22 protein-coding genes are annotated in these 22,057 nt (G+C 61.9%); 11 read left to right on the forward strand and 11 right to left on the reverse strand.

Annotated elements, in window-relative coordinates; genetic code table 11:
* Positions 1–359 precede the first annotated feature (359 nt).
* Positions 360–986, forward strand: a complete 627-nt coding sequence (locus PVZ80_RS31470) for a response regulator transcription factor (protein WP_007922442.1) — start codon at positions 360–362, stop codon at positions 984–986.
* Between the two features lie 189 nt (positions 987–1,175).
* On the opposite strand, the gene PVZ80_RS31475 is transcribed toward PVZ80_RS31470, so the two are convergent.
* The 8 genes from PVZ80_RS31475 to metG all read right to left on the reverse strand — a co-directional run bounded on the left by PVZ80_RS31475 (position 1,176) and on the right by metG (position 8,276).
* Positions 1,176–1,355, reverse strand: a complete 180-nt coding sequence (locus PVZ80_RS31475; protein WP_007922443.1) for a PA3496 family putative envelope integrity protein — start codon at positions 1,353–1,355, stop codon at positions 1,176–1,178.
* 107 nt (positions 1,356–1,462) lie between these two features.
* Complete coding sequence (nth, locus tag PVZ80_RS31480) at positions 1,463–2,101, reverse strand: endonuclease III (protein ID WP_007922445.1); 639 nt, start codon at positions 2,099–2,101, stop codon at positions 1,463–1,465.
* A gap of 7 nt (positions 2,102–2,108) precedes the next feature.
* Positions 2,109–2,705 carry an Rnf-Nqr domain containing protein gene (locus tag PVZ80_RS31485; RefSeq protein WP_009050549.1) on the reverse strand — a complete coding sequence of 199 codons (597 nt, stop codon included), beginning with the start codon at positions 2,703–2,705 and terminating at the stop codon, positions 2,109–2,111.
* Positions 2,698–3,309, reverse strand: coding sequence for an RnfABCDGE type electron transport complex subunit G (locus tag PVZ80_RS31490; RefSeq protein WP_273864992.1), 612 nt, complete (start codon positions 3,307–3,309; stop codon positions 2,698–2,700). Before PVZ80_RS31490 ends, PVZ80_RS31485 begins: the two co-directional genes overlap by 8 nt.
* A complete protein-coding gene (locus tag PVZ80_RS31495; protein WP_273864993.1) occupies positions 3,306–4,301 on the reverse strand; it encodes an RnfABCDGE type electron transport complex subunit D in 996 nt (331 codons plus the stop codon). The genes PVZ80_RS31490 and PVZ80_RS31495 overlap by 4 nt, the downstream gene beginning before the upstream one ends.
* Entirely contained in the window at positions 4,288–5,508 is a 1,221-nt protein-coding gene (gene rsxB / locus PVZ80_RS31500; RefSeq protein WP_016703429.1) for an electron transport complex subunit RsxB, read from the reverse strand. Before rsxB ends, PVZ80_RS31495 begins: the two co-directional genes overlap by 14 nt.
* Entirely contained in the window at positions 5,505–6,092 is a 588-nt protein-coding gene (locus PVZ80_RS31505) for an Rnf-Nqr domain containing protein (RefSeq protein WP_101283357.1), read from the reverse strand. The genes rsxB and PVZ80_RS31505 overlap by 4 nt, the downstream gene beginning before the upstream one ends.
* Before the next feature lie 132 nt (positions 6,093–6,224).
* Positions 6,225–8,276 (reverse strand): methionine--tRNA ligase, encoded by a 2,052-nt coding sequence (gene metG, locus PVZ80_RS31510; RefSeq protein WP_038634769.1) that lies wholly within the window; start codon positions 8,274–8,276, stop codon positions 6,225–6,227.
* Positions 8,277–8,471: 195 nt separating this feature from the next.
* On the opposite strand from metG, the gene apbC reads away from it, so the two are divergent.
* Positions 8,472–9,566, forward strand: coding sequence for an iron-sulfur cluster carrier protein ApbC (gene apbC / locus PVZ80_RS31515; protein WP_009050543.1), 1,095 nt, complete (start codon positions 8,472–8,474; stop codon positions 9,564–9,566).
* Positions 9,567–9,635: 69 nt separating this feature from the next.
* Here apbC and PVZ80_RS31520 read toward each other — a convergent pair whose 3' ends face one another.
* Positions 9,636–10,394, reverse strand: coding sequence for an SDR family oxidoreductase (locus PVZ80_RS31520; protein WP_016703427.1), 759 nt, complete (start codon positions 10,392–10,394; stop codon positions 9,636–9,638).
* Between the two features lie 163 nt (positions 10,395–10,557).
* Here PVZ80_RS31520 and PVZ80_RS31525 point away from each other — a divergent pair, with 163 nt between their 5' ends.
* The 4 genes from PVZ80_RS31525 to groL all read left to right on the forward strand — a co-directional run bounded on the left by PVZ80_RS31525 (position 10,558) and on the right by groL (position 14,072).
* Entirely contained in the window at positions 10,558–11,289 is a 732-nt protein-coding gene (locus PVZ80_RS31525; RefSeq protein ID WP_009050541.1) for a HugZ family pyridoxamine 5'-phosphate oxidase, read from the forward strand.
* A gap of 66 nt (positions 11,290–11,355) precedes the next feature.
* The gene (locus PVZ80_RS31530; RefSeq protein WP_007932702.1) at positions 11,356–11,832 is read left to right on the forward strand and encodes an FxsA family protein; all 477 of its coding nucleotides are present in this window, start codon (positions 11,356–11,358) and stop codon (positions 11,830–11,832) included.
* A gap of 253 nt (positions 11,833–12,085) precedes the next feature.
* The gene (locus PVZ80_RS31535) at positions 12,086–12,379 is read left to right on the forward strand and encodes a co-chaperone GroES (protein ID WP_009050540.1); all 294 of its coding nucleotides are present in this window, start codon (positions 12,086–12,088) and stop codon (positions 12,377–12,379) included.
* 49 nt (positions 12,380–12,428) lie between these two features.
* Complete coding sequence (gene groL, locus PVZ80_RS31540) at positions 12,429–14,072, forward strand: chaperonin GroEL (protein WP_009050539.1); 1,644 nt, start codon at positions 12,429–12,431, stop codon at positions 14,070–14,072.
* Positions 14,073–14,231: 159 nt separating this feature from the next.
* On the opposite strand, the gene PVZ80_RS31545 is transcribed toward groL, so the two are convergent.
* Positions 14,232–14,975 carry a phosphatase PAP2 family protein gene (locus PVZ80_RS31545; protein ID WP_101283353.1) on the reverse strand — a complete coding sequence of 248 codons (744 nt, stop codon included), beginning with the start codon at positions 14,973–14,975 and terminating at the stop codon, positions 14,232–14,234.
* A gap of 219 nt (positions 14,976–15,194) precedes the next feature.
* Here PVZ80_RS31545 and colR point away from each other — a divergent pair, with 219 nt between their 5' ends.
* The 5 genes from colR (at position 15,195) to PVZ80_RS31570 (ending at position 18,970) form a co-directional block, all read left to right on the forward strand.
* A complete protein-coding gene (gene colR, locus PVZ80_RS31550; protein WP_009050537.1) occupies positions 15,195–15,878 on the forward strand; it encodes a two-component system response regulator ColR in 684 nt (227 codons plus the stop codon).
* The gene (locus PVZ80_RS31555) at positions 15,868–17,148 is read left to right on the forward strand and encodes a sensor histidine kinase (protein WP_103331421.1); all 1,281 of its coding nucleotides are present in this window, start codon (positions 15,868–15,870) and stop codon (positions 17,146–17,148) included. Before colR ends, PVZ80_RS31555 begins: the two co-directional genes overlap by 11 nt.
* A 193-nt stretch (positions 17,149–17,341) precedes the next feature.
* The gene (locus tag PVZ80_RS31560; protein ID WP_009050535.1) at positions 17,342–18,022 is read left to right on the forward strand and encodes a class I SAM-dependent methyltransferase; all 681 of its coding nucleotides are present in this window, start codon (positions 17,342–17,344) and stop codon (positions 18,020–18,022) included.
* Positions 18,023–18,026: 4 nt separating this feature from the next.
* Positions 18,027–18,740, forward strand: coding sequence for a lipopolysaccharide kinase InaA family protein (locus PVZ80_RS31565; protein WP_273864994.1), 714 nt, complete (start codon positions 18,027–18,029; stop codon positions 18,738–18,740).
* A gap of 2 nt (positions 18,741–18,742) precedes the next feature.
* Positions 18,743–18,970 (forward strand): hypothetical protein, encoded by a 228-nt coding sequence (locus PVZ80_RS31570; protein ID WP_016703355.1) that lies wholly within the window; start codon positions 18,743–18,745, stop codon positions 18,968–18,970.
* 61 nt (positions 18,971–19,031) lie between these two features.
* Here PVZ80_RS31570 and PVZ80_RS31575 read toward each other — a convergent pair whose 3' ends face one another.
* Positions 19,032–22,055: a multidrug efflux RND transporter permease subunit gene (locus PVZ80_RS31575; protein ID WP_009050532.1), complete on the reverse strand. Its 3,024-nt coding sequence runs from the start codon at positions 22,053–22,055 to the stop codon at positions 19,032–19,034.
* Positions 22,056–22,057: the final 2 nt, after the last annotated feature.

The following is a 22,057-nucleotide window of genomic DNA, read 5'->3' on the forward strand; positions in this document are numbered from 1 at the left end:
GAATTCTTTTTCATGAAGATCAAGAGCGTCTTTCCCGGTATTCCGTGAAGAACCTTTTTTATGCCTGATGATTTAATCGATCAGGTGGGTGTCCGAAGACCATAACTAAAGTTTCCACTGGTCATTATTTCAATGGGCTCGACTATCTTTCAGTCTGTTCTTTTCAATACGAAATGTAGGAAAGTCAGGAGTAGTTATATATAACGAGCGACGTTCAATTTTTCCTTGTAGGGCAAATCCGTATTGTTTGTAAGGAACTTCTCGGGGCGATGCTGGCTCGGGGCGTGGCCATGCCACGGGCCAAATGACTGGGTTATGGTGTTTGCTTGAAAAACCAATAGCGGACTCTGGACTTACCCATGAAGAAAGTTTTGATCGTAGATGATCATCCCGTTACTCGGCTGGCTGTGCGCATGCTGATGGAGCGGCACGGTTTTGAAGTAGTTGCCGAGGCGGACAATGGCATGGATGCCCTGAAACTGTCTTATGAACATGTTCCAGACATCCTTATTCTTGATATTGGTATTCCCAAGCTCGATGGCCTGGAAGTTATCGCCAGGCTTTCGTCAAAAGCCATGTCGACCAAAGTGCTGGTATTGAGCCTGCAAGTACCTGGTCCTTTCTCCATGCGTTGCATGCAGGCCGGCGCGGCAGGTTATGTGTGCAAGCAGCAGGACATCACTGAATTGATCAGCGCCGTCAGGGCAGTCCTGGCTGGCTACAGTTATTTTCCCAACGAAGCCTTGCATACCCTGCGCTCGAGCCTGGGCATCGCCAGCGAGGAGGGCATGTTGTCCAGCCTGTCCGGGCGGGAGCTGATGGTCCTGAAGCAGCTTGCCGGAGGGCAGACCAACAAGGAGATTGCCGAGGGCCTGTGCCTAAGCAGCAAAACGGTGAGCACCTACAAGAGGCGGCTGCTGGGGAAACTCAACGCCCGCTCGCTGGTGGACCTGATCGAGTTTGCCAAGCGCCATCAGCTGGTATGAAGGTTGAGGGGCTACAACAAGGCTCGAGAGGGAAAAACAGCGGTTTCTGCGAGCCTCCATTGCGTTGTGGGCTTGCCGCTCTGTCGACGATGTTGGATCCATCGGCCGCGCATGGCCTGGTTTGAAAAACCGACTTGGAGTGTTAGCGGGTGTAACAAAAAAGCCTCCGTAAAAGGAGGCTTTTTGTTACTAAAGATCAAAGTCGTAATCGGCCAGTTGCTTTTGCAAGCGCCGCTCTTCCAGAAGGTTGTCGATGGTCCGGCGTTTGCTCAAGTTGGTCTTGGCCACCTCTACCACAGGCTCCGCATCTTCTGTTTCAACAGGGGTGAAGTCGTCTTCTACGTCCAGTTGTTCTTTACCAGTACTCATAAGGTTAACTCCAGGCTAAGACTGCCATTGGCGCTCCTTATATCGATATTCTCAGGACTGGTAAAAAAGATTTTTTCAATCGACCTATCATCAAAATCAATGATCGCTCAATCGTCAGAGGTCTTGTGCTTGTATTCGCACAGGTCCTCGATCCGGCAGCTGCCACAGCGTGGCTTGCGGGCCAGACACACGTAGCGGCCATGGAGGATCAGCCAGTGATGGGAGTCGAGCAGATACTCCTTGGGCACGAACTTCATCAGCTTTTTTTCGACTTCCACTACGTTCTTTCCGGGGGCCAGCCCTGTGCGGTTGCTGACCCGGAAGATGTGCGTATCGACGGCCATGGTCAGTTGGCGGAAGGCGGTATTGAGTACCACGTTGGCGGTCTTCCTGCCGACGCCTGGCAGGGCTTCGAGCTCTTCCCGAGTCTGCGGGACTTCGCTGTTGTGCCGCTCCACCAGCAGGCGGCAAGTCTCGATCACATTTTTGGCCTTGCTGTTGTACAGGCCAATGGTCTTGATGTACTCGGACAGGCCTTCGACGCCAAGCGCATAGATGGCGGCCGGCGTATTGGCCACCGGGAAGAGCTTGGCCGTCGCCTTGTTGACCCCGACATCGGTGGACTGGGCCGAAAGAATCACGGCAATCAGCAGCTCGAAGGGCGACGAATAGGCCAGTTCGGTTTTCGGTTCCGGATTGTCTTCGTGCAGCCTGCGGAAAATTTCCAGGCGTTTTGCAGCATTCATGGGTGAGTCATTTCCTTGAAGGCGATCGGTGTGAGGTCGCAGCAGCCCAGGCCTGCCGGGCGGCCAGCAGCAGCCCCAGCAGGATAAAACCGCCAGGTGCGAGTGTAAGCAGGTGCAGGCCGCCCTGGGCGGACAGAACCCAGCCTGGCCAGTCGACGTCGTTCATCCCCAGCAGCCATTGCAGATGATTGCCGAGGGTGCCACTGCCGAAGGCTTCGCGCAGCGCGCCCAGGATAACCAGCAGCAGGCAGAACAGGCCGGCAAAACGCACGCGCACGGGGCGCTGGAAAAAATCCTGGTACTCCAGCACGACGCATTGCACGGCAATCAGGCCCAGGTAAAGGGCCAACTGTTGTTGCAGTTCGAATGCCCAGGCCTGCGCGGCCAGCATGGCACAACTGGTGAGGGTGGTGCTGAGCAGGATACTGGCGCCCAGGCGGCCCTGACCAGCCAGGCGTGGGCGCAGGGCATTCATGCACAGGCCGAACACGCCGCTCACGCAGAGAAACACCAGGGCCAGGCCCAGGGCCTTGACCAGGGAGTCGCTGGCACCGATCAGCGGCGCCAGCATCAGGGCGTTCTGCAGGGTCGAGGATTTATTCATGGGCGGGACTTCCCAGCAGTTGTTCGCGATGCTCGTCGAAGTAACGCAGGCTGTCGTGAATCCCCTCGACCACCGCCCGTGAGGTGATGGTGGCTCCGGCCATCTGGTCGAATTGGCCATTGTCCTTTTTCAGCGCCCAGCCGGCGTCGGCCGGGTCGCCTACGGATTTGCCGATAAAACCCTGCAGCCAGGCATTCGGGCGTTCGGCGATACGCGCGCCCAGCCTGGGCGTTTCCGAGTGCCTGAGGGCCTTGCTGCCCAGCAGTTTGCCGTTGGCGGCGATACCGATCAGCAACTCGATCGGGCCGCCATAACCGCTGACCTGGCTGCGCAGCAGCACGGCGCTGGGCTGGCCGTTGCGAGTGGCGCGATAACCGCCAAGCAGGGTGCTGTGGCTGAGTGGGATGTTATCGACGGCCAGGGGCTGATCCAGCGGCTGATTGTCGTAGCTGTCGGCGGGCAGGATATCCAGCAGGTTGCGTGCCTGGATGGCGCGTTGTTCGCGCTCGATGCGGGGGGCGGTGGCCTGATGGACGAAGAAAGTGCCGGCGGCACCGACAGCCGCCAGCAATACCAACACCCCCAGAGTCATCGCGCGGTTCATGGCAGGGAAGGCTCGGGAGGCGGAGCAGCCAGGCGCTCCAGGGCGGGGACGACGAGGTTCATTAGCAGTACCGCGAAGGCAACGCCGTCCGGGTAACCGCCCCAGGTCCGGATCAGGTAGGTCAGCAGCCCGACCCCAACCCCGAACAACAGGCGTGCCTTTGCGCTCTTGGGCCCGGAGACTGGCTCGGTGACGATGAAAAAGGCGCCCAGCATGGTTGCGCCGGTCAGCAGGTGGAAGAACGGCGAGCCGTGGGAGTCCGACCCGGAGCCGTTCCAGCACAACAGGCTGATGATGAATAGGCTGCCGAGCATGCCGGCCGGTGCGTGCCAGCTGAACACCCGTTGCTGCAGCAAAAAGGCGCCACCGGCGAGAAAGGCCAGGTTGACCCATTCCACGCCCTTGCCGCCGAAATGGCCGAAGGCGGCGTTGCCGGCGAACAGTTCGTCGATGGTCAGGCTCTTGTTGATGCGCAGGCTGTCGAGTGCCGTGGCCTGGGCCCAGGCATCGGGTGCGCCGCTGTCGGAGGCTATGCCGAAGATCTGCTGCAGGCCGCCCAGCAGGTCCAGGCCATGGGAGACCGGCCAATGAGTCATCTGCTGCGGGAAAGAGACGAGTGCCAGGGCGTAACCGAGCATCGCCGGGTTGAACGGATTCTTGCCGACGCCGCCATACAGGTGTTTTCCGAACAGCAGAGCGCAGGCCGTCGCACTGACCGTCAGCCACCACGGGCAGTACGGCGGCAAGGCCAGGGCCAGCAGGGTGGCACTGACCAGGGCGCTACCGTCGCCAAGAAAGGGGCGCAACGGCCACTGGCGCAATCGGAGTACCGCGGCTTCGACGGCAAGGGCGGTGGCACAGGCCAGCAGCAGGTTGATCAGAATTCCCCAGCCAAACAGCCAGAACAGCGCCAGCAGCCCCGGCAGGGTCGCCACCAGCACACGCTTCATGGCTTGTTGCAGGCGTTCGTCCGGTTGCTCAAGGGGCGTCATGGGCTTGTACCTGGCGCTCGGCTTCGGCCAGCCGCTCGCGGGCCTTGGCCAATAGTGGCGGCGGGGTGTCGCCGTGGCGTTCCAGTTTGCTGACTTCTGCTCGAGCGTAAGCCAGTTCGGTTTTCAGTTGCCGCAGGCGGGCGTCGATCGGGCGCTTCTCGACCCGTACCAGATTGGGGGCCGGTTTTCCGCTGGCTTCTTCAGCCGCGTGCAAGGCCTGTTCTGCGTCTTTCAGTGCCTGCTCCAGGCTGGCCAGCTGTTCGGCAGGCGCCTGGTTGTCCTGGGCCTTTTTCAGTTCGGCGCGGCGCATCGCCAGCTGGATTTTTGCGCGCTTGAGTTCGGCGTCTTTGGCGGGCGGCGGTGAGGCTGCGGGAGCGACAGTGCTTTCGGCAGCGCTTTCGAGTTGGGCGAGGGCTTGCTCGGCGGCCTCGAACTGGCGCTGCAGGACGATCAGTTGCGACTGTTGCTCGAAGGTCGGCGGATGGCCGAAGGCTTTCAGCGATTTGTTCAACTGGGCCCGGCTCATCGCCAGATCGATCTTGGCTTTTTTCACTGCGGCATCGGCGGCCGCCGCCTTTTGCGCGCGTACCCGCTCGATAGCCGCCTGCACCGGGTTGAGGGTGGTTTCGCTGGGCTGCGCGGCACGTTGCGCGCGGGCGGCACGTTCGGCCTGCTTGTGCTGTTCTTCGCGTTGCAGCCGGGCATTGCGGCGCTCGAAGCGCTGGCGCGCGTGATCGCGTTTGGCGGTCCGGGCGCGCAGTTCTTCGAGGCTGGTGGCCAGGCCACCGACGATCGGCAATACATCATTCAGCGGCAGCGGGTGCATCTCGATGCAGTCCACCGGGCACGGTGCCACACAGAGATCGCAGCCGGTGCATTCGTCGATCAGCACCGTGTGCATCTGCTTGGCCGCGCCGACTATGGCATCCACGGGGCAGGCCTGGATGCACTTGGTGCAGCCGATGCATTCGGCTTCGCGGATAAAGGCCACCTGGGCCGGCGCCGGGCCGCGGCTGATGTCCAGTTCCACGACCGGGACATTCAGCAACCTGGCCAGGCCGGCGATGGTTTCGTCGCCACCGGGCGGGCACTTGTTGATCGCCTCGCCGTTGGCGATGCCTTCGGCGTAGGGCTTGCATCCGGGATGGCCGCACTTGCCGCATTGGGTCTGCGGCAGCAGGGCGTCGATGCGTTGAATCAGACTCATGGGTTGAGCAGTCCGTTGAAACCGAGAAATGCCACGGCCATCAGGCCGGCGCTGATCAGGTCGATCGGCAGGCCGCGAAAGGGCAGGGGCACATCGTTGTTGAGAATGCGCTGGTGCAGGTCGCTGAACAGGCTCAGCACCAGCCAGAAACCGAGGCCCGCGCCCAGGCCCAGGGCGAGGCTATGACCGATTCCCCGATTGGCCTGGACCGCCAGCAGCAACGCGCCGAGCACGCCGGCATTGCCCAGCAGCAGCGGCCAGAGACCGTCGAACGACAGCCCGGGCAGCATCCGGGTCAGCAGCTTGAGCAGCGGGGCGATCAGCAGCACGCCTAGCGGCAGGAACACGAACAGTTGCAGCGCGGTCAGGCCCAGCGGCACCAGCAGCACCTGATAGAGCCCATAGCCCAGCAGGCTGCAGAGCAGCATCAGGCAACTGGTGGCGATCCCCAGGGCATGGATCCGCCGCCGTGCCACCTGCGGCTCGGCACTGGCCTGCAACAGCGGATCGACGCCCAGCGGCCACTGCAACACGAAGTTGTTGATCAGGGCAGCGCTGATGAGCGTGAGGACAATCTCGGTCATGTTCGTGGCCGGTGAGGGCGGGCGGATACCTGAAGACTAGGCAATTATCCGGCAAGGGCGCAGGCCCATCCAGATATGAAAATCCCCCCGCCACGCAGCTGCGCGACGGGGGGATCGATCCCGCGGGCGGATTTACTTGATCCGCTGACCCGGCTTGGCGCCGCTGTCCGGGCTCAGCAGGTAGATCTCTTCGCCGCCAGGGCCGGCCGCCATCACCATGCCTTCGGAAATGCCGAATTTCATTTTCCGTGGCTTGAGGTTGGCGATCATCATGGTCAGGCGCCCGTCGAGCTTGGACGGATCCGGGTAGGCGCTCTTGATGCCGGAGAACACATTGCGTTGCTCGTCACCGATATCCAGGGTCAGGCGCAGCAGCTTGTCGGCGCCTTCCACGTGCTCGGCCTTGACGATCAGGGCCACGCGCAGGTCGACGGCGGCGAAAGTGTCGAAGTCGATTTCCGGCGACAGCGGATCCTTGGCCAGCTCGCCGTTGCCCGCAGGCTTGGTTTCACCGGTATCGGTCTGGCTGGCGGTCAGGTCTTCTTTCGAGGCGTCGGTCATGGCTTGTACTTTCACTGGGTCGATCCGCGTCATCAGCGGCTTGAATTCGTTCAACTGATGGTTGCTCAGCAGGTTCAGGTGATCGTTCCAGGTCAGCGGGGCGACGTTGAGGAACGCCTCGGCGTCGGCGGCCAGCAGCGGCAGCACCGGCTTGAGGAAGATCACCAGCTGGCGGAACAGGTTGACGCCGGTGGCGCAGATGGCCTGGACCTCATCCTGCTTGCCTTCCTGCTTGTTCAACGACCATGGCGCCTTGTCGGCGATCCAGGCGTTGGCGCGGTCGGCCAGGGCCATGGTTTCACGCATGGCGCGGGCGAAGTCGCGGGCCTCGTAGGCGTCGGCGATGCTTGGCGCGGCTGCGAGGAAGGCGTCGGTCAGCTCCGGCGCGGCGTTCTGGTCCACCAGCACACCGGCGTTGCCTTTGTGGATGAAGCCGGCGCAACGGCTGGCGATGTTCACCACCTTGCCCACCAGGTCGGAGTTGACCTTCTGCACGAAGTCTTCGAGGTTCAGGTCCAGGTCGTCGACGCCACGGCCCAGCTTGGCCGCGTAGTAGTAGCGCAGGTATTCCGGCGACAGGTGGTCGAGGTAGGTCCGGGCCTTGATGAAGGTGCCGCGGGACTTGGACATCTTCTGGCCGTTGACGGTCAGGTAGCCGTGCACGTTGATGCCGGTCGGCTTGCGGTAGCCGGCGCCTTCGAGCATGGCTGGCCAGAACAGCGCGTGGAAGTTGACGATGTCCTTGCCGATGAAGTGGTACAGCTCGGCCGTCGAGTCCTTGCCCCAGAACGCGTCGAAGTCCAGCTCCGGCGTGCGGTTGCACAGGTTCTTGAAGCTGGCCATGTAGCCGATCGGCGCGTCCAGCCAGACGTAGAAGTACTTGCCTGGCTCGTCAGGAATCTCGAAGCCGAAATACGGCGCATCGCGGGAGATGTCCCACTGCTGCAGGCCGACATCCAGCCATTCGGCGATCTTGTTCGCCACGGCGTCCTGCAGGGTGCCGCTGCGGGTCCACTCCTGCAGCATCTGCTGGAAGTCCGGCAGCTTGAAGAAGAAGTGCTGGGAATCCTTGAGCACCGGGGTGGCGCCGGAAATCGCCGACTTCGGATCCTTCAGGTCGGTCGGGGCGTAGGTGGCGCCGCATTTTTCGCAGTTGTCGCCGTACTGGTCCTCGGTGCCGCATTTCGGGCAGGTGCCCTTGATGAAGCGGTCGGCCAGGAACATTTGTTTTTCCGGGTCGAAATACTGAGTGATCGAGCGCGTGGCGATGTGCCCGGCGTCGCGCAGCTTCAGGTAGATCTGGCTCGACAACTCACGGTTTTCTTCGGCGTGGGTCGAGTGGAAGTTGTCGAAGTCCACCAGGAAGTCGGCAAAGTCGGCGCTGTGTTCAGCCTGGACGTTGGCGATCAGTTGTTCCGGGGTGATGCCTTCCTTTTCCGCGCGCAGCATGATGGCCGAGCCGTGAGCGTCGTCGGCGCAGACATAGATGCATTGGTTGCCGCGGTGCTTCTGGAAGCGCACCCACATATCGGTCTGGATATATTCCAGCATATGGCCGAGGTGGATCGAACCATTGGCATAGGGCAGGGCGCTGGTGACGAGGATCTTGCGTGGCTCGGACATGGGGCTCGGCTACTTGATGAAACGGAGGTCGGCCACTATAAAGCGCCGAGAAATATATTTCACCCCGTGAGCCCGGTTTTCCACGGCCGTCTTAGCCATCGGCGAGCGTGCTATATGATGCTTTGGCATCCCGCCCACGCCACGGAACAGGTAGGATAGCCGCCTGATTTTCCCGTCTTGTTATCGGAGTTGCCCATGAGCGCCGTCAATCGCGCAGCGGTGGAAGCCGTTCTTCGCCAATACACCGACCCTTACCTGAACCAGGACCCGGTCAGCGCCGGTTGTGTCCGTTCCATCGACATCCAGGGCGACGAGGTGCGTGTCGAACTGGAGATCGGTTATGCCGCCGGTCTGTTCAAGAGCGGCTGGGCCCAGTTGCTGAAGCTGGCCATCGAGAACATGGACGGCGTGGTCGTCGCTCGCGTCAATGTCACCAGCGTGATTGCCGCGCACAAGGCCCAGGCACAGATTCCGGGCCTGGCCAACGTCAAGAACGTGGTGGCGGTGGCGTCCGGCAAGGGTGGCGTGGGCAAGTCCACCACCGCGGCCAACCTGGCCCTGGCGTTGGCCCGCGAAGGCGCCAAGGTAGGGATTCTCGATGCCGACATCTATGGCCCGAGCCAGGGCATCATGTTCGGCATCGCCGAGGGCACCCGGCCGCAGGTCAAGGACCAGAAATGGTTCGTGCCGATCAAGTCCCACGGGGTCGAGGTCATGTCCATGGCTTTCCTGACCGATGACAACACGCCGATGGTCTGGCGCGGGCCGATGGTCTCCGGCGCCCTGCTGCAACTGGTGACCCAGACCGCCTGGGGCGACCTGGACTACCTGGTGATCGACATGCCGCCAGGCACCGGCGATATCCAGCTGACCCTGGCGCAGAAGGTCCCGGTGGCTGGCGCAGTCATCGTCACCACCCCGCAGGACCTGGCGCTGCTGGACGCGCGCAAGGGCGTGGAGATGTTCCGCAAGGTCAACATCCCGGTGCTGGGCGTGGTGGAAAACATGGCGGTGCACATCTGCTCCAACTGCGGCCACGCCGAGCACCTGTTTGGCGAAGGCGGTGGCGAGAAGCTGGCGACCCAATATGGCGTCGAACTGCTGGCCTCGCTGCCGCTGTCGATGCTGATTCGCGAGCAGGCCGATGGCGGCAAGCCGACCGTGATCGCCGAGCCGGAAAGCCAGATCGCCATGGTCTACCAGGAACTGGCCCGCCATGTCGGCGCGCGCATCGTGCTGCAGGAAGCAGCGGCGCCGGCAATGCCGAACATTACCGTCAGCGACGACTGAGCCGGTTGGGCCAACAAAAAAGCCCGGTGCAGTGCACCGGGCTTTTTTATGGGTGTTTATGGGCGGGGTTCAGATCCGCAGGCCGCCGTCCAGCTCGAGGATCCGGCCGGTGTAATAGTCGTTCTCGAAGATATAGGCCGCCGAGTGAGCGATTTCTTCCGGCTTGCCCATGCGCTTGAGCGGGATGCCGGAGGTCATTTTCTCCAGGGCTTCGGGTTTCATGCCCAGGGTCATTTCGGTTTCGATGAAGCCCGGTGCGATGCCGGCCACGCGAATGCCGTAGCGCGCCAGCTCCTTGGCCCAGGTCACGGTCGCTGCGGCGACCCCGGCCTTGGCGGCGGAGTAGTTGGTCTGGCCTATATTGCCGGCACGGGAGATCGAGGAAATATTGATGATCGCGCCGCTGGTTTTCAGCTCGATCATCTTCGCCGCGACTTCGCGGGTGCAGAGGAATACGCCGGTGAGGTTGACGTCGATCACCGACTGCCATTGGGCCAGGCTCATCTTGGTCATTTCGCCGTCCTTGACCTTGAGCAGCAGGCCGTCGCGCAGGATGCCGGCGTTATTGATCAGGCCGTGAATGGCGCCGAAGTCTGCGGCGACCTGGGCGACCATGTGTTCCACCTGCTCTTCATTGGCGACGTTGCACAGGTAGGCGCGGGCCTCGACTCCCGCGGCCTGGCAGGCGGCAACGGCCTGGTCGAGCTTTTCCTGGTTCAGGTCGACCAGCGCCAGCCTGGTGCCTTTGCTGGCGAAATACTCCGCCATGGAGCGGCCCAGACCCTGGCAACCGCCGGTGATAATGATTACTTTGTCATTGAGTTGCATTCGCATGCTCCGAAAGCAGAACTGGAGTGGTGTCCTTTAAGGCGCCTCTCTTGTGCGTCGGGCATGGCCTGGCTGCAGATTGAGAATTGCCCCGATGGCGTCGCTGGAACTTTGCTCCAGACGCCCGTCCGTTTTAGACGGATTCTATATAAGGAGTCATAAATTGAGCGTTGAAGCTGCGAAGCATGCACGAGAATTACTGCTCAAGGAATACCGTGGCGTGCTGTCGACGCACTCCAAGGCGATGCCGGGTTTTCCCTTTGGCTCGGTGGTTCCTTATTGCCTGGATGAGCAGGGGCGGCCACTGATCCTGATCAGCCGTATTGCCCAGCACACCCACAACCTGCAGAAGGATCCCAAGTGTTCGCTGCTGGTGGGCGAGCGCGACGCCGAGGACGTCCAGGCGGTGGGACGCCTGACCTATCTGGCCGAAGCCGAAAAGCTCGAGGACGCCGCGGCGATCGAGGAGGCCGCCGAACGCTACTACCGATATTTCCCGGAGTCGCAGAATTACCACAAGGCCCACGATTTCGATTTCTGGCTGCTCAAGCCGGTGCGTCATCGCTACATCGGCGGCTTTGGCGCGATCCACTGGATCGACCAGGTAACGCTGGCCAACCCGTTTGCCGGCAAGGCCGAGCTGAGCATGGTCGAACACATGAACAGCGATCACGCCAAGGCCATCGCCCATTACGTCGACCTGGCCGGGTTGCCGAAAACCGCGGCGGCGCAACTGGCCGGCATCGATACCGAAGGCATGCACCTGCGGATCGGCCAGGGGTTGTACTGGCTGCCGTTCCCCAGCCCTTGTAATACGCCGACACAAGTGCGCGAGGCCTTGGTTTTTCTGGCTCACGCCGAGCAATGGCCGAAAAATGCCGGGGCCGAGGCTTGAATTCACGAATTGCCGACGTCATCTAGGGTCTACTGGAAGGCATTCTTCCGTAGAGGAAACCATTTGATGCGCCCTTTTCTGTTGCTCTTTCTGCTGTTCCCGGTGCTAGAGCTGTTCGTATTCGTCAAAGTCAGCGGTGCGATCGGGTTTTTCCCGGCGTTGCTGCTGATCATCCTGGGCTCGATGCTGGGTGTGCTGGTCCTGCGCGTCGCGGGGCTGGCCACGGCATTGCGTGCCCGTGAAAGCCTGAACCGCGGCGAGCTGCCGGCCCAGACCATGCTCGAAGGCCTGATGCTGGCCCTGGCGGGCGGCCTGTTGATCCTGCCTGGCTTCATCAGTGACGTATTCGGCCTGTTCATGCTGTTGCCGATCACCCGTCGCCTGCTGGCCAACAAGATGCGCCAGCGTGCCGAAGAACAGGCCATTCGTCAGCGTGCCTTTGCCGACGATATGCAGGCCGCCCGTGGCGGACCCGCGCCGCAGCGCCCTCTGGGCCGCGAGCCGAATGTGATCGAAGGCGAGTTCGAGCACCGCGATTCCTGAGTCTCTCAATGATCGACACGGCACCTTCGGGTGCCGTGTTCGTTTTGCCCGGCTGAAAATCTAAAAAATTTCACTGGGCAGCCCTTGTAATAAGCATATGCGCCCACATGTATCGGTCACCGCAAGGTTTCTGGTGGCAACACCAGACAGACTTCCGCGTCTCGCTCGTCGAGCCGCAACCGGCCACGCCGGATTTGTTAACCCGCCGGTAACGACACCGGCCGCTGAAAACCATAATTAGGAGAGATCGACAATGAAGCTTCGTCCTCTGCATGACCGCGTCGTCATCCGTCGCAGCGAAGAAGAATCGAAAACCGCTGGCGGTATCGTTCTGCCAGGTTCGGCCGCTGAAAAACCTAACCGTGGCGAAATCGTCGCTGTAGGTACCGGTCGTATCCTCGACAACGGTGAAGTACGTGCGCTGGCCGTGAAAGTGGGTGACAAGGTTGTGTTCGGCCCTTACTCCGGCAGCAACACTGTGAAAGTAGACGGCGAAGACCTGCTGGTAATGGCTGAGAACGAAATTCTCGCCGTTATCGAAGGCTGATTACCCGCTCATTTTCCCGTTACTACAAAGTATTTAAGGAATATCGATCATGGCTGCTAAAGAAGTTAAATTCGGCGACTCCGCCCGCAAGAAAATGCTCACCGGCGTTAACGTCCTGGCTGACGCGGTAAAAGCGACCCTGGGCCCGAAAGGCCGTAACGTGATCATCGAGAAGAGCTTCGGCGCTCCGACCATCACCAAGGACGGCGTTTCCGTCGCCAAGGAAATCGAGCTGAAAGATCGCTTCGAAAACATGGGCGCGCAGCTGGTAAAAGACGTTGCTTCCCGTGCCAACGATGACGCCGGCGACGGTACCACCACCGCTACCGTACTGGCTCAGTCGATCGTCAACGAAGGCCTGAAAGCCGTCGCTGCCGGCATGAACCCGATGGACCTGAAGCGCGGCATCGACAAGGCGACCATCGCCATCGTCAAAGAGCTCAAAGGTCTGTCCAAGCCATGCGCCGATTCCAAGGCGATCGCTCAGGTCGGCACCATCTCCGCCAACTCCGACAACTCCATCGGCGACATCATTGCCGAAGCCATGGAAAAAGTCGGTAAAGAAGGCGTGATCACCGTTGAAGAAGGCTCGGGCCTGGAAAACGAACTGTCTGTCGTTGAAGGCATGCAGTTCGACCGTGGCTACCTGTCCCCTTACTTCATCAACAAGCCGGACACCATGGTCGCCGAGCTGGACGGCCCGCTGATCCTGCTGGTGGACAAGAAGATCTCCAACATCCGCGAAATGCTGCCAGTGCTGGAAGCCGTTGCCAAAGCCGGCCGCCCACTGCTGATCGTGGCTGAAGACGTTGAAGGCGAAGCCCTGGCGACTCTGGTTGTGAACAACATGCGTGGCATCGTCAAAGTCGCTGCCGTCAAGGCACCAGGCTTCGGCGACCGTCGCAAGGCCATGCTGCAGGACATCGCCGTCCTGACCGGCGGTACCGTTATCTCCGAAGAGATCGGCCTGAGCCTGGAAAGCACCACCCTGGAGCACCTGGGTAACGCCAAGCGCGTGATCCTGTCCAAAGAAAACACCACCATCATCGACGGTGCTGGCGTTGAAGCGGACATCCAGGCTCGCGTGACCCAAATCCGTCAACAAGTGGCCGACACTTCGTCCGACTACGACCGTGAAAAACTGCAAGAGCGTCTGGCCAAGCTGTCCGGCGGCGTTGCGGTGATCAAGGTTGGCGCCGGTTCCGAAGTTGAAATGAAAGAGAAGAAAGCCCGCGTTGAAGACGCCCTGCACGCTACCCGTGCAGCCGTTGAAGAAGGCGTGGTGCCTGGCGGTGGCGTAGCCCTGATCCGTGCTCTGCAATCGATCAGCGGCCTGAAAGGCGACAACGCCGACCAGGACGTGGGTATCGCTGTTCTGCGTCGCGCTGTCGAAGCGCCTCTGCGCCAGATCGTTGCCAACTCCGGCGACGAGCCAAGCGTAGTGGTCGACAAGGTCAAGCAGGGTTCGGGTAACTACGGTTACAACGCTGCTACCAGCGAATACGGCGACATGATCGAAATGGGCATCCTGGACCCAACCAAGGTGACCCGTTCGGCGCTGCAAGCGGCATCCTCCATCGGCGGTCTGATCCTGACCACCGAAGCGGCTGTTGCTGAAATCGCTGAAGACAAGCCTGCAGCTGGCGGCATGCCAGACATGGGCGGCATGGGTGGCATGGGCGGCATGATGTAAGCCAGCCTTACCCCGTACGAAAAAGCCCCGCCAGCGAAAGCCGGCGGGGCTTTTTTATGGGCGGGATATTTTGCTGCCGGTGCGCTTGTTATCGCGAGCAAGCTCGCTCCTACAAAGAGTGCATGGTTCTGTAGAAGCGAGCTTGCTCGCGAAAAGACCTCAGGCGTTGACCGCTTCGGCCTCCACCACCGGTTCAACCTTGGCTGCCGGTCGATAGAGAATGAAGTAGTACGCCCCCAGGCAGATCAGCCAGCAGAAGATCGCGGTCCAGACGTTGTGGGAGAAGAAGTGCGCACCCTGCAGCATGCGCCCGACCGAGAACACCGTACCGAGGGCAAAGGCGAACACCAGCGCCTTGCGCGCCAGGCGTGGGCGGCGGTCACGCAGGACAAAAAACAGCGCGAACAGGGTGAAACCGGTGGCGGCATGGCCGCCTGGCCAGCAGCGACCGGGCTTGTCGGTCGCTGGCCGGGGGCTGAGCAGTTCGCTGTAGGTTTCCTTGCCGCCGAACTCCTTCAGGCTCCACGGGCACTGCACGGCGGTGACCGCCTTGACCGGGGTGACGAACGCGGTGGCCAGGCCCAGGGACAGCACCAGGCAACCCAGTTCGCGCTTGAACGGCTTGAGACGCGGGACGAAGAAGGCGCCGATGAAGCCGACGATGGCCAGCACCGAAAAGACGATGACCGCCTGCTTGGCCCGGTCATGCAGGATATTTTCCAGGAAATAACTGTGGCCGCCGATGAAACCGCCAGCGGCGGGGTCATAAAAGTAATGGGCCAGGTCCATGTCCAGGGAGGTCAGTTCAAGCAGCAGCAAGCTGACGGCAGCCAGGGCGGGAACGCCCAGGCAGATCCACCAGTTCAGCGCTCTGGAGGCGGGGCGGGCGAGGGTCGGAGCCATGGAAAGTCCTTCGAGGGAAGCGTTGCGGTCGCGGGTTCCCGCGGAGTCTGGAGCCGCCCTTGTCGTCGGCGTGTGAACCCTGGGTGAAAAACTCGTCAAGGCCCTGGAACCCTGCGGCGGCGTTCGCCGCGGGAGATTGAACAACCCTAGCCGTCAGCCACGCTTGGCCTTAAGCTGCGCGAGCCAAGACGGCCGTAACTGTGTGCGGAGAGAGTGCCCATGCGAATTCTACTGGTTGAAGACAACCGCGATATTCTGGCCAACCTGGCCGACTACCTGGGGCTTAAAGGCTACACCGTGGACTGCGCCCAGGACGGTCTGTCGGGCCTGCACCTGGCCGCCACCGAACATTACGACCTGATCGTGCTCGACATCATGCTGCCGGGGATCGATGGCTACACCCTGTGCAAGCGCCTGCGCGAGGATGCCCGCCGCGATACGCCGGTGATCATGCTCACTGCCCGCGACCAACTGGACGATCGCCTGCAAGGCTTCAAGTCCGGGGCCGACGATTACCTGGTCAAGCCCTTCGCCTTGTCCGAGCTGGCCGCGCGGGTCGAGGCAGTCATGCGCCGCACCCAGGGCGGCGGGCGCCGGGCCCTGCAGGTCGGAGACCTGAGTTATGACCTCGACACCCTGGAAGTCACCCGCGAAGGGCGCCTGCTCAAGCTCAACCCGGTGGGGCTCAAGTTGCTGGCGGTGCTGATGCAGAAGAGCCCGCATGTGCTGCGCCGGGAAATTCTCGAAGAAGCGCTGTGGGGCGACGACTGCCCGGACAGCGACAGCCTGCGCAGCCACGTCCACCAATTGCGCCAGGTGATCGACAAGCCGTTCGGCAAACCGTTGCTGCATACCGTGCACGGTGTCGGTTACCGCCTGGCCGAGGGTCGTGATGGAGTTTAAGCAAAGCCTTTCCCAGCGGATCATCATCGCCTTTGCGCTGATGAGTGCGCTGGTCGCTGGAGCCTTCGCCCTGGGTATCGTGGCGACGGTGCACCTGGTGGAAGAGAAGCTGATTTCCGCGGGCCTGGGGGGCGACCTTCAGCGTCTGCTGTTGATGGACAACGTTTCCGACTGGAGCCACCGTCCCGAGCCGGACCAGCTGTTTTACTTCAGCGGCGGGCGCGGCGACTTCGAGCTGCCCAAGGATCTGCGGCACCTGGATCCGGGGTTTCATGAGGTATTCCGCGAACAGCTGTCGTACCACGCCATGGTCGAAGTGGTCGACGGTCGGCGCTACGTGCTGCTGCAGGATCAGAGCGATTTCGAAGAGCGCGAACGGGTGCTCTTCGCGGTGGTGCTGGTGGGCTTCGTGCTGAGCCTGGCCTTGGCGGTGTTCCTTGGCTGGGTGCTGGCGCGCCGGGTCATGGCGCCGGTGGTGAGGCTGGCGCGTCAGGTGCGGCATCGCGACCAGCTGTTGGGGCTGGCGCCGCCGTTGGCACCGGACTACGCGGCCGACGAAGTCGGGGAGTTGGCGGTGGCCTTCGACGCCACCCTGGGGCGTCTGCGTCAGGCCCTGAACCGCGAGCGCCTGTTCACCAGCGATGTCAGTCACGAACTGCGTACGCCGCTGATGGTACTGGCCAGCTCCTGTGAGCTGTTGCTGGAAAACCCGGCGATCGATCAGCGCGGTCGGGCCCAGGTCGAGCGCATCGCCCGGGCATGCGGCGAGATGCGCGAGCTGGTGCAGACCTTCCTGATGCTGGCCCGCGCCCAGCGCGAAGACGGCGGCATGTCGCCCCAGGCGACCTTGAGCCAGGTGGCCGAGGACCTGGTAGGGCTGTGGGGCGGACCGATCCGGCAAAAGGGCCTCGAGCTGATCTTCGACGCCGGCCAACCGCTGGACACCCGCTATAACGCCACCTTCCTGCACGCGGTGATGGGCAACCTGCTGCGCAATGCCTTGCACTACACCGAGCAGGGCTTCATTCGCTTGAGCCTGGAACCCCGCGGTTTTGTGGTCGAGGACAGCGGTGTCGGCATTCCCGAGGAGAAACGCGAGGCGATGTTCGAGCCCTTCGTGCGCGGCAACGAGAAGCGCGGCGAGGGTCTGGGCCTGGGCTTGTCGCTGGTGCAGCGGATCTGCGAGGACCAGGGCTGGAGCGTCAGCCTCAGCACCATGGAGCCCAACGGTTGCCGGTTTCATGTCGAGTTGAACCGTCGCGCGGCATGACGGGTCTCTATGGCTTCAGCGTGGGCCGTCAGGTCGGGAAATTTCCTGGTTGATGGCCCCAGGCCACCCGTGAGAGCCTGTAAAACCCTGAAATATTTCCACTCTGGACCGGACGAAGTTTTCACAAAGACATGACCTGACGCTGACAAGCCGCTGCCTAAGGTGGGGGCCATCAGATTCAGGAGACTGTGTGATGGCGACCCCGATCAAGCTGGAATTTTCCGAGAAGTACGACGAACAACACGCTCAGGAGTACCTGCTCAAACATCAGGATGGCGTAGCGCGCCGAATGTCCCACAAGCGTGACGAGCAGTTGGCGCGTGCGGCGCTGGCCATGGCTGGAGAGCCGGGCCTGGTGCTTGACCTGCCCTGTGGGGCCGGGCGTTTCTGGCCGTTGCTGGCGGAGAAACCCAATCGCGTGATCATCGGGGCGGACAACTCCGCGGCGATGTTGAGGATCGCCACGGTGGCGCAACCGGCCGAGGTGGTGAAACGGGTACAACCCTTGCAGACCTCTGCCTTTGACATCGACTTGCCGGACAACGCCGTCGACAGCATTTTCTGCATGCGCCTGCTGCATCACATCGGCGAGTCGTCCCATCGCCTGGCTCTGCTCCGGGAGTTCCAGCGGGTTACCCGGGATAGCGTGATCGTTTCACTGTGGGTCGATGGCAACTTCAAGGCCTGGAAGCGCAAGCGCATGGAAGTCCGGCGCAAGGAGGAATCCGGGCAGGAAGGTTACCAGAACCGTTTTGTGTTACCGGCTGCCACGGTTGAAGAAGAATTCAAGCAGGCCGGGTTTCGCGTTCAGGATCATCTGGACTTTTTTCCGCTCTACGCCATGTGGCGAGTCTACGTATTACGCAAGAGGTAACAGGATGGCCGTTGAATGTGCACCGGGAATGGAAATCGCTGCTGCGGACCGTTTCGACTACTTCTGGAATCAGCAGGGGGAGTGGGTCGAAGAGCCCAATCAACGTCGAGGCGGGGAAAGTGGCGTCCAACGTATTCCGGGCACTGACGGGCGTGTGCTGTATGCCAAGCGCCAGGTCGGCCATATCTATCGCAGCTGGTTGCACCCCTTCGGCCGTCCTACGGTGCTGCGCGAGCAGGATGCGCTCAAGGGCCTGAGCCAGCTCAATGTGGAGGTGCCGCACCTGGTGTTCTGCGGTGCGCAACGTGATTCCCAGGGCCAGTGGCGTGCCTTGCTGGTGACCGAGGCGCTGGACGGCTTCGTGGAAATCGACCACTGGTACGCCGCAGGCGAACGCGAGCGCCACGGCGAGGCCCTGCACGAGCGTGTGCTCAAGGAGCTGGCGGCCACGCTGGCGCGCATGCACCGGGGCCGCTGGCAGCATGGCTGCCTGTATAGCAAGCATGTGTTCGTGCGGGTCATGGGTGAAGGCGAAGCGGCGAAGGTGGATATCGCACTGCTGGATTTCGAGAAATGCCGCCAGCGCCTGACCGCTAAACGGGCTGCCGCCCATGACATGAAACAATTACGTCGCCACTCGTCGTGGAGTACCACGGACTGGGACAAACTCAACTATTTTTATAGGACGGCGTTTGGCAGCGCTATCAAAGGCTTATAGTGATGAAGCTCGAAATTGCACGAGGTTTGTTTTTAGTAGGAGCCTTGGCAGTTGCATCCTTGGCTGTGGCTGCCTGGGAGCAGCCACGCATGGAAGTTCTCAGCACGGCGCAGGGTGATGCGCATTGCCCGTTGCCACGGGTCGTCAAGACGACCCAGGCAGCCCAACCCGATCGTGATCTTTTGTTGTTCATGTTCGGCCTGACTCAGGGAATGAGGCCGCAAAGTTGAAGACCATCAAGCCCGATAAAAAGGCCTCGCATCGCGAGGCCTTTTTTATTGCCTGTGTCCTTCACTTGTCCGGCCTGGCCAGCAGGGTGTAGATGCAGGGCAGCACGAACAGGGTGAACAGGGTGCCGATCGACATCCCCGTGGCGATCACCGTGCCGATGTCGAACCGGCTGACCGCGCCGGCACCGGTGGCCAGGATCAGCGGCACCATGCCGAAGACCATCGCCGCGGTGGTCATCAATACCGGCCGCAGGCGAATGGCCGCGGCGGCTTCCACGGCCTCGCGCGGCGTCAGTCCCTGGTCCTTGCGCAGCTGGTTGGCGAACTCGACGATCAGGATCCCGTGCTTGCTGATCAGGCCGATCAGGGTCACCAGCCCGACCTGGGTATAGATGTTCATGCTCGACCAGCCGAGAAACAGTGGGATCAAGGCCCCGCAGATCGACAGCGGCACCGTTACCAGGATCACCACCGGATCGCGGAAGCTCTCGAACTGCGCCGCCAGCACCAGGAAAATGATCGCCAGCGCCAGGCCAAAGGTCACCCACAGCGCGCTGCCTTCCTGGACGAACTGTCGCGAGGCCCCGGCATAGTCGAAGGCGTAGCCCGGCGGGGCTTCTTCCTCGGCGATCTGGCGCACGGTATCGATCGCTTCACCCATGCTCACGACCGGGAACCCGGAAATGGTGGCGGCGTTGAGTTGCTGGAACTGGTTGAGCTGCCGTGGCCGGGCCCGATCATGGACGCTGATCAGGGTCGACAGCGGCAGCGCCTCGCCCTTGGCGTTTTTCACGTAGTAGTTGTTCAGCCATTCGGGGTTGTCGCGATAAGGCCGTTCGACCTGGGCGATGACCTTGTAGCTGCGTCCCTCGATGGTGAAGCGGTTGATTTCCGCCTCGCCGAGCAAGGTGGCCAGGGTCCCGCCCAGGTCCAGCATCGACACGCCCATCTGCGCCGCCTTGGCGCGGTCGATGTCGACCACCACTTCCGGCTTGTCGAAGGCCAGGTCGATATCGACGAAGGCGAACTTTCCCGACTCCATGGCGCGCTTCTTCACTCGGTCGGACAGTTCCAGCAACGACTCGTAATCGTTGGGGCTGTTGATGATGAAGGCGAACGGCAGCCCTTCGCCGGTGCCCGGCAGGGACGGCAGGTTGAAACCGAAGACCTGCAGCCCGGCAATGCCCGCGAGCCTGGCCTGGACCTCGGGCAGGATCTGCATCTGCGTGCGGTCGCGCTCGTTCCAGGGCTTGAGCAGGAAACCGCCGATACCCGATTGCACGCCGTTGAAGCCGTTGATCTGGAACGAGGAGTAGTACTCGGGGAACGTCTTGAAGATCTCCAGGAACTCGTCGGTATAGGCGTTGAGGTAATCCAGGTTGGCCGGCTGGGGCGCGGTGGCCATCATGAAAATGATGCCCTGGTCCTCGTCCGGGGCCAGTTCCGATTTGGTGAACATGAGCAGGACCGGGATCAGGCACAGCACGATCAGGGCGAACACCAGCACCACCGGCCGGGTGTTGAGGGTGCCATGCAGCAGGCTCTGGTAGCGGCGCTTGAGGCTTTCGAAAATCAGGTCGAGACGGTGGGCCAGGCCGCTGGGGTTTTCGTCGTGGCGCAGCAGCAGGGCGCACATCATCGGCGACAGGGTCAGGGCGACGATGCCGGAAATCACCACCGCGCCGGCCAGGGTCAGGGCGAACTCCTTGAACAGCGCCCCGGTGAGCCCCTGCAGGAAGCCGATGGGGGCGTAGACCGCCGCCAGGGTGATGGTCATCGACACCACCGGCATGGCGATTTCCCGGGCGCCTTCGAGGGCCGCGTCCAGTGGCGTCTTGCCTTCCTCGATATGGCGGTGGATGTTTTCCACCACCACGATGGCGTCGTCCACCACCAGGCCGATGGCCAGCACCATCGCCAGCAGGGTCAGCAGGTTGATCGAGTAGCCCATCAACTGCATGAAGAACATCACGCCGATCATCGACAGCGGAATGGTCACCACCGGGATCACCACCGAACGCAGCGCGCCGAGGAACAGGAACACCACCACGATCACGATCAGCACGGCTTCGAACAGGGTCTTCACCACCTCGTTGATCGAGGCCTGGATGAACAGCGTGGCGTCGTAGGCGATCTCCAACTTGAGGTTGGGCGGCAGCTGGGCCTCCAGCTCCGGCATGATCTTGCGCACTTCCTTGATCACGTCCAGCGGGTTGGCGTTGGGGGTCGCCTTGATGCCGATGTAGACCGAAGGGATGCCGCCAAAGGAGCTGATCGCGTTGTAGTTCTCCGCGCCCATTTCCACCCGTGCCACGTCGCTGAGCAGTACCCGGCTGTCGCCCTCGGTCCGCAGGGGAATGGCGGCGAAGGCTTCGGCGGATTTCAGCTCGGTGCTGGCGTTGATGCTGGTGACCACGTACTCACCCTTGACCTCGCCGGCCGCGGACAAAAAGTTGTAGCGGCGCACTGCGCTGGTCACGTCGCTGGCGCTCAGGCCGTAGCCGGCGAGCTTGACCGGGTCCAGCCACAAACGCATGGCGAACACCTGGTTGCCGAGGATCTCGGCCTCGGCCATGCCCGGCAGGGTCGCCAGCTTCGGCTGGATCACCCGCGACAGGTAGTCGGTGATCTGCGGGTTGTTCAGCTCCTGGCTGAAGAAGCTGATGTACATCAGCGCCGAGGCGTCGGCGGCTTCCTTGCTCAGCACCGGGTCCTCGGCGTCCTGGGGCAGCTTGTTTTTCACCTCGTTGGCCTTGGCCAGCAGCTCGGTGAACAGGCGGTCGCTGTTGGCGCCGATACGGGCGTAGACCGAGATCACCGAGAAGTTCTGGCGACTCACCGAGGTCATGTAGTCGATGCCCTCGGCACTGGCCAGGCTCTGCTGCATCGGCTGGGTGATATAGCCCTGGATGGTCTCGGCGTTGGCCCCGGGGTAGGCGGTGGTGACCGTGATCAGGGCGTTCTCCATCTGTGGGTACTGGCGCAGCGGCAGTTTGCTCCAGGCCTGGAAACCCAGCAGCACGATCAGCAGGCTGACCACGGTGGCCAGCACCGGACGACGGATGAACGGATCTGTAAAAGCCATGA

It is taken from the genome of Pseudomonas sp. B3G-3, from assembly GCF_028640915.1.
GTDB classification, from domain to species: Bacteria; Pseudomonadota; Gammaproteobacteria; order Pseudomonadales; family Pseudomonadaceae; genus Aquipseudomonas; species Aquipseudomonas chlororaphis_I.

Coding starts and splice junctions, on each gene's coding strand:
- PVZ80_RS31535 (WP_009050540.1), top strand. CDS start 12,086: ATGAAGCTTCGTCCTCTGCATGACCGCGTCGTCATCCGTCGCAGCGAA.
- PVZ80_RS31485 (WP_009050549.1), bottom strand. CDS start 2,705: ATGAATAAATCCTCGACCCTGCAGAACGCCCTGATGCTGGCGCCGCTG.
- nth (WP_007922445.1), bottom strand. CDS start 2,101: ATGAATGCTGCAAAACGCCTGGAAATTTTCCGCAGGCTGCACGAAGAC.
- PVZ80_RS31520 (WP_016703427.1), bottom strand. CDS start 10,394: ATGCAACTCAATGACAAAGTAATCATTATCACCGGCGGTTGCCAGGGT.
- PVZ80_RS31495 (WP_273864993.1), bottom strand. CDS start 4,301: ATGACGCCCCTTGAGCAACCGGACGAACGCCTGCAACAAGCCATGAAG.
- PVZ80_RS31560 (WP_009050535.1), top strand. CDS start 17,342: ATGGCGACCCCGATCAAGCTGGAATTTTCCGAGAAGTACGACGAACAA.
- PVZ80_RS31575 (WP_009050532.1), bottom strand. CDS start 22,055: ATGGCTTTTACAGATCCGTTCATCCGTCGTCCGGTGCTGGCCACCGTG.
- rsxB (WP_016703429.1), bottom strand. CDS start 5,508: ATGAGTCTGATTCAACGCATCGACGCCCTGCTGCCGCAGACCCAATGC.
- PVZ80_RS31530 (WP_007932702.1), top strand. CDS start 11,356: ATGCGCCCTTTTCTGTTGCTCTTTCTGCTGTTCCCGGTGCTAGAGCTG.
- PVZ80_RS31505 (WP_101283357.1), bottom strand. CDS start 6,092: ATGACCGAGATTGTCCTCACGCTCATCAGCGCTGCCCTGATCAACAAC.
- PVZ80_RS31565 (WP_273864994.1), top strand. CDS start 18,027: ATGGCCGTTGAATGTGCACCGGGAATGGAAATCGCTGCTGCGGACCGT.
- PVZ80_RS31555 (WP_103331421.1), top strand. CDS start 15,868: ATGGAGTTTAAGCAAAGCCTTTCCCAGCGGATCATCATCGCCTTTGCG.
- apbC (WP_009050543.1), top strand. CDS start 8,472: ATGAGCGCCGTCAATCGCGCAGCGGTGGAAGCCGTTCTTCGCCAATAC.
- PVZ80_RS31475 (WP_007922443.1), bottom strand. CDS start 1,355: ATGAGTACTGGTAAAGAACAACTGGACGTAGAAGACGACTTCACCCCT.
- PVZ80_RS31470 (WP_007922442.1), top strand. CDS start 360: ATGAAGAAAGTTTTGATCGTAGATGATCATCCCGTTACTCGGCTGGCT.
- PVZ80_RS31545 (WP_101283353.1), bottom strand. CDS start 14,975: ATGGCTCCGACCCTCGCCCGCCCCGCCTCCAGAGCGCTGAACTGGTGG.
- groL (WP_009050539.1), top strand. CDS start 12,429: ATGGCTGCTAAAGAAGTTAAATTCGGCGACTCCGCCCGCAAGAAAATG.
- metG (WP_038634769.1), bottom strand. CDS start 8,276: ATGTCCGAGCCACGCAAGATCCTCGTCACCAGCGCCCTGCCCTATGCC.
- PVZ80_RS31490 (WP_273864992.1), bottom strand. CDS start 3,309: ATGAACCGCGCGATGACTCTGGGGGTGTTGGTATTGCTGGCGGCTGTC.
- PVZ80_RS31570 (WP_016703355.1), top strand. CDS start 18,743: ATGAAGCTCGAAATTGCACGAGGTTTGTTTTTAGTAGGAGCCTTGGCA.
- colR (WP_009050537.1), top strand. CDS start 15,195: ATGCGAATTCTACTGGTTGAAGACAACCGCGATATTCTGGCCAACCTG.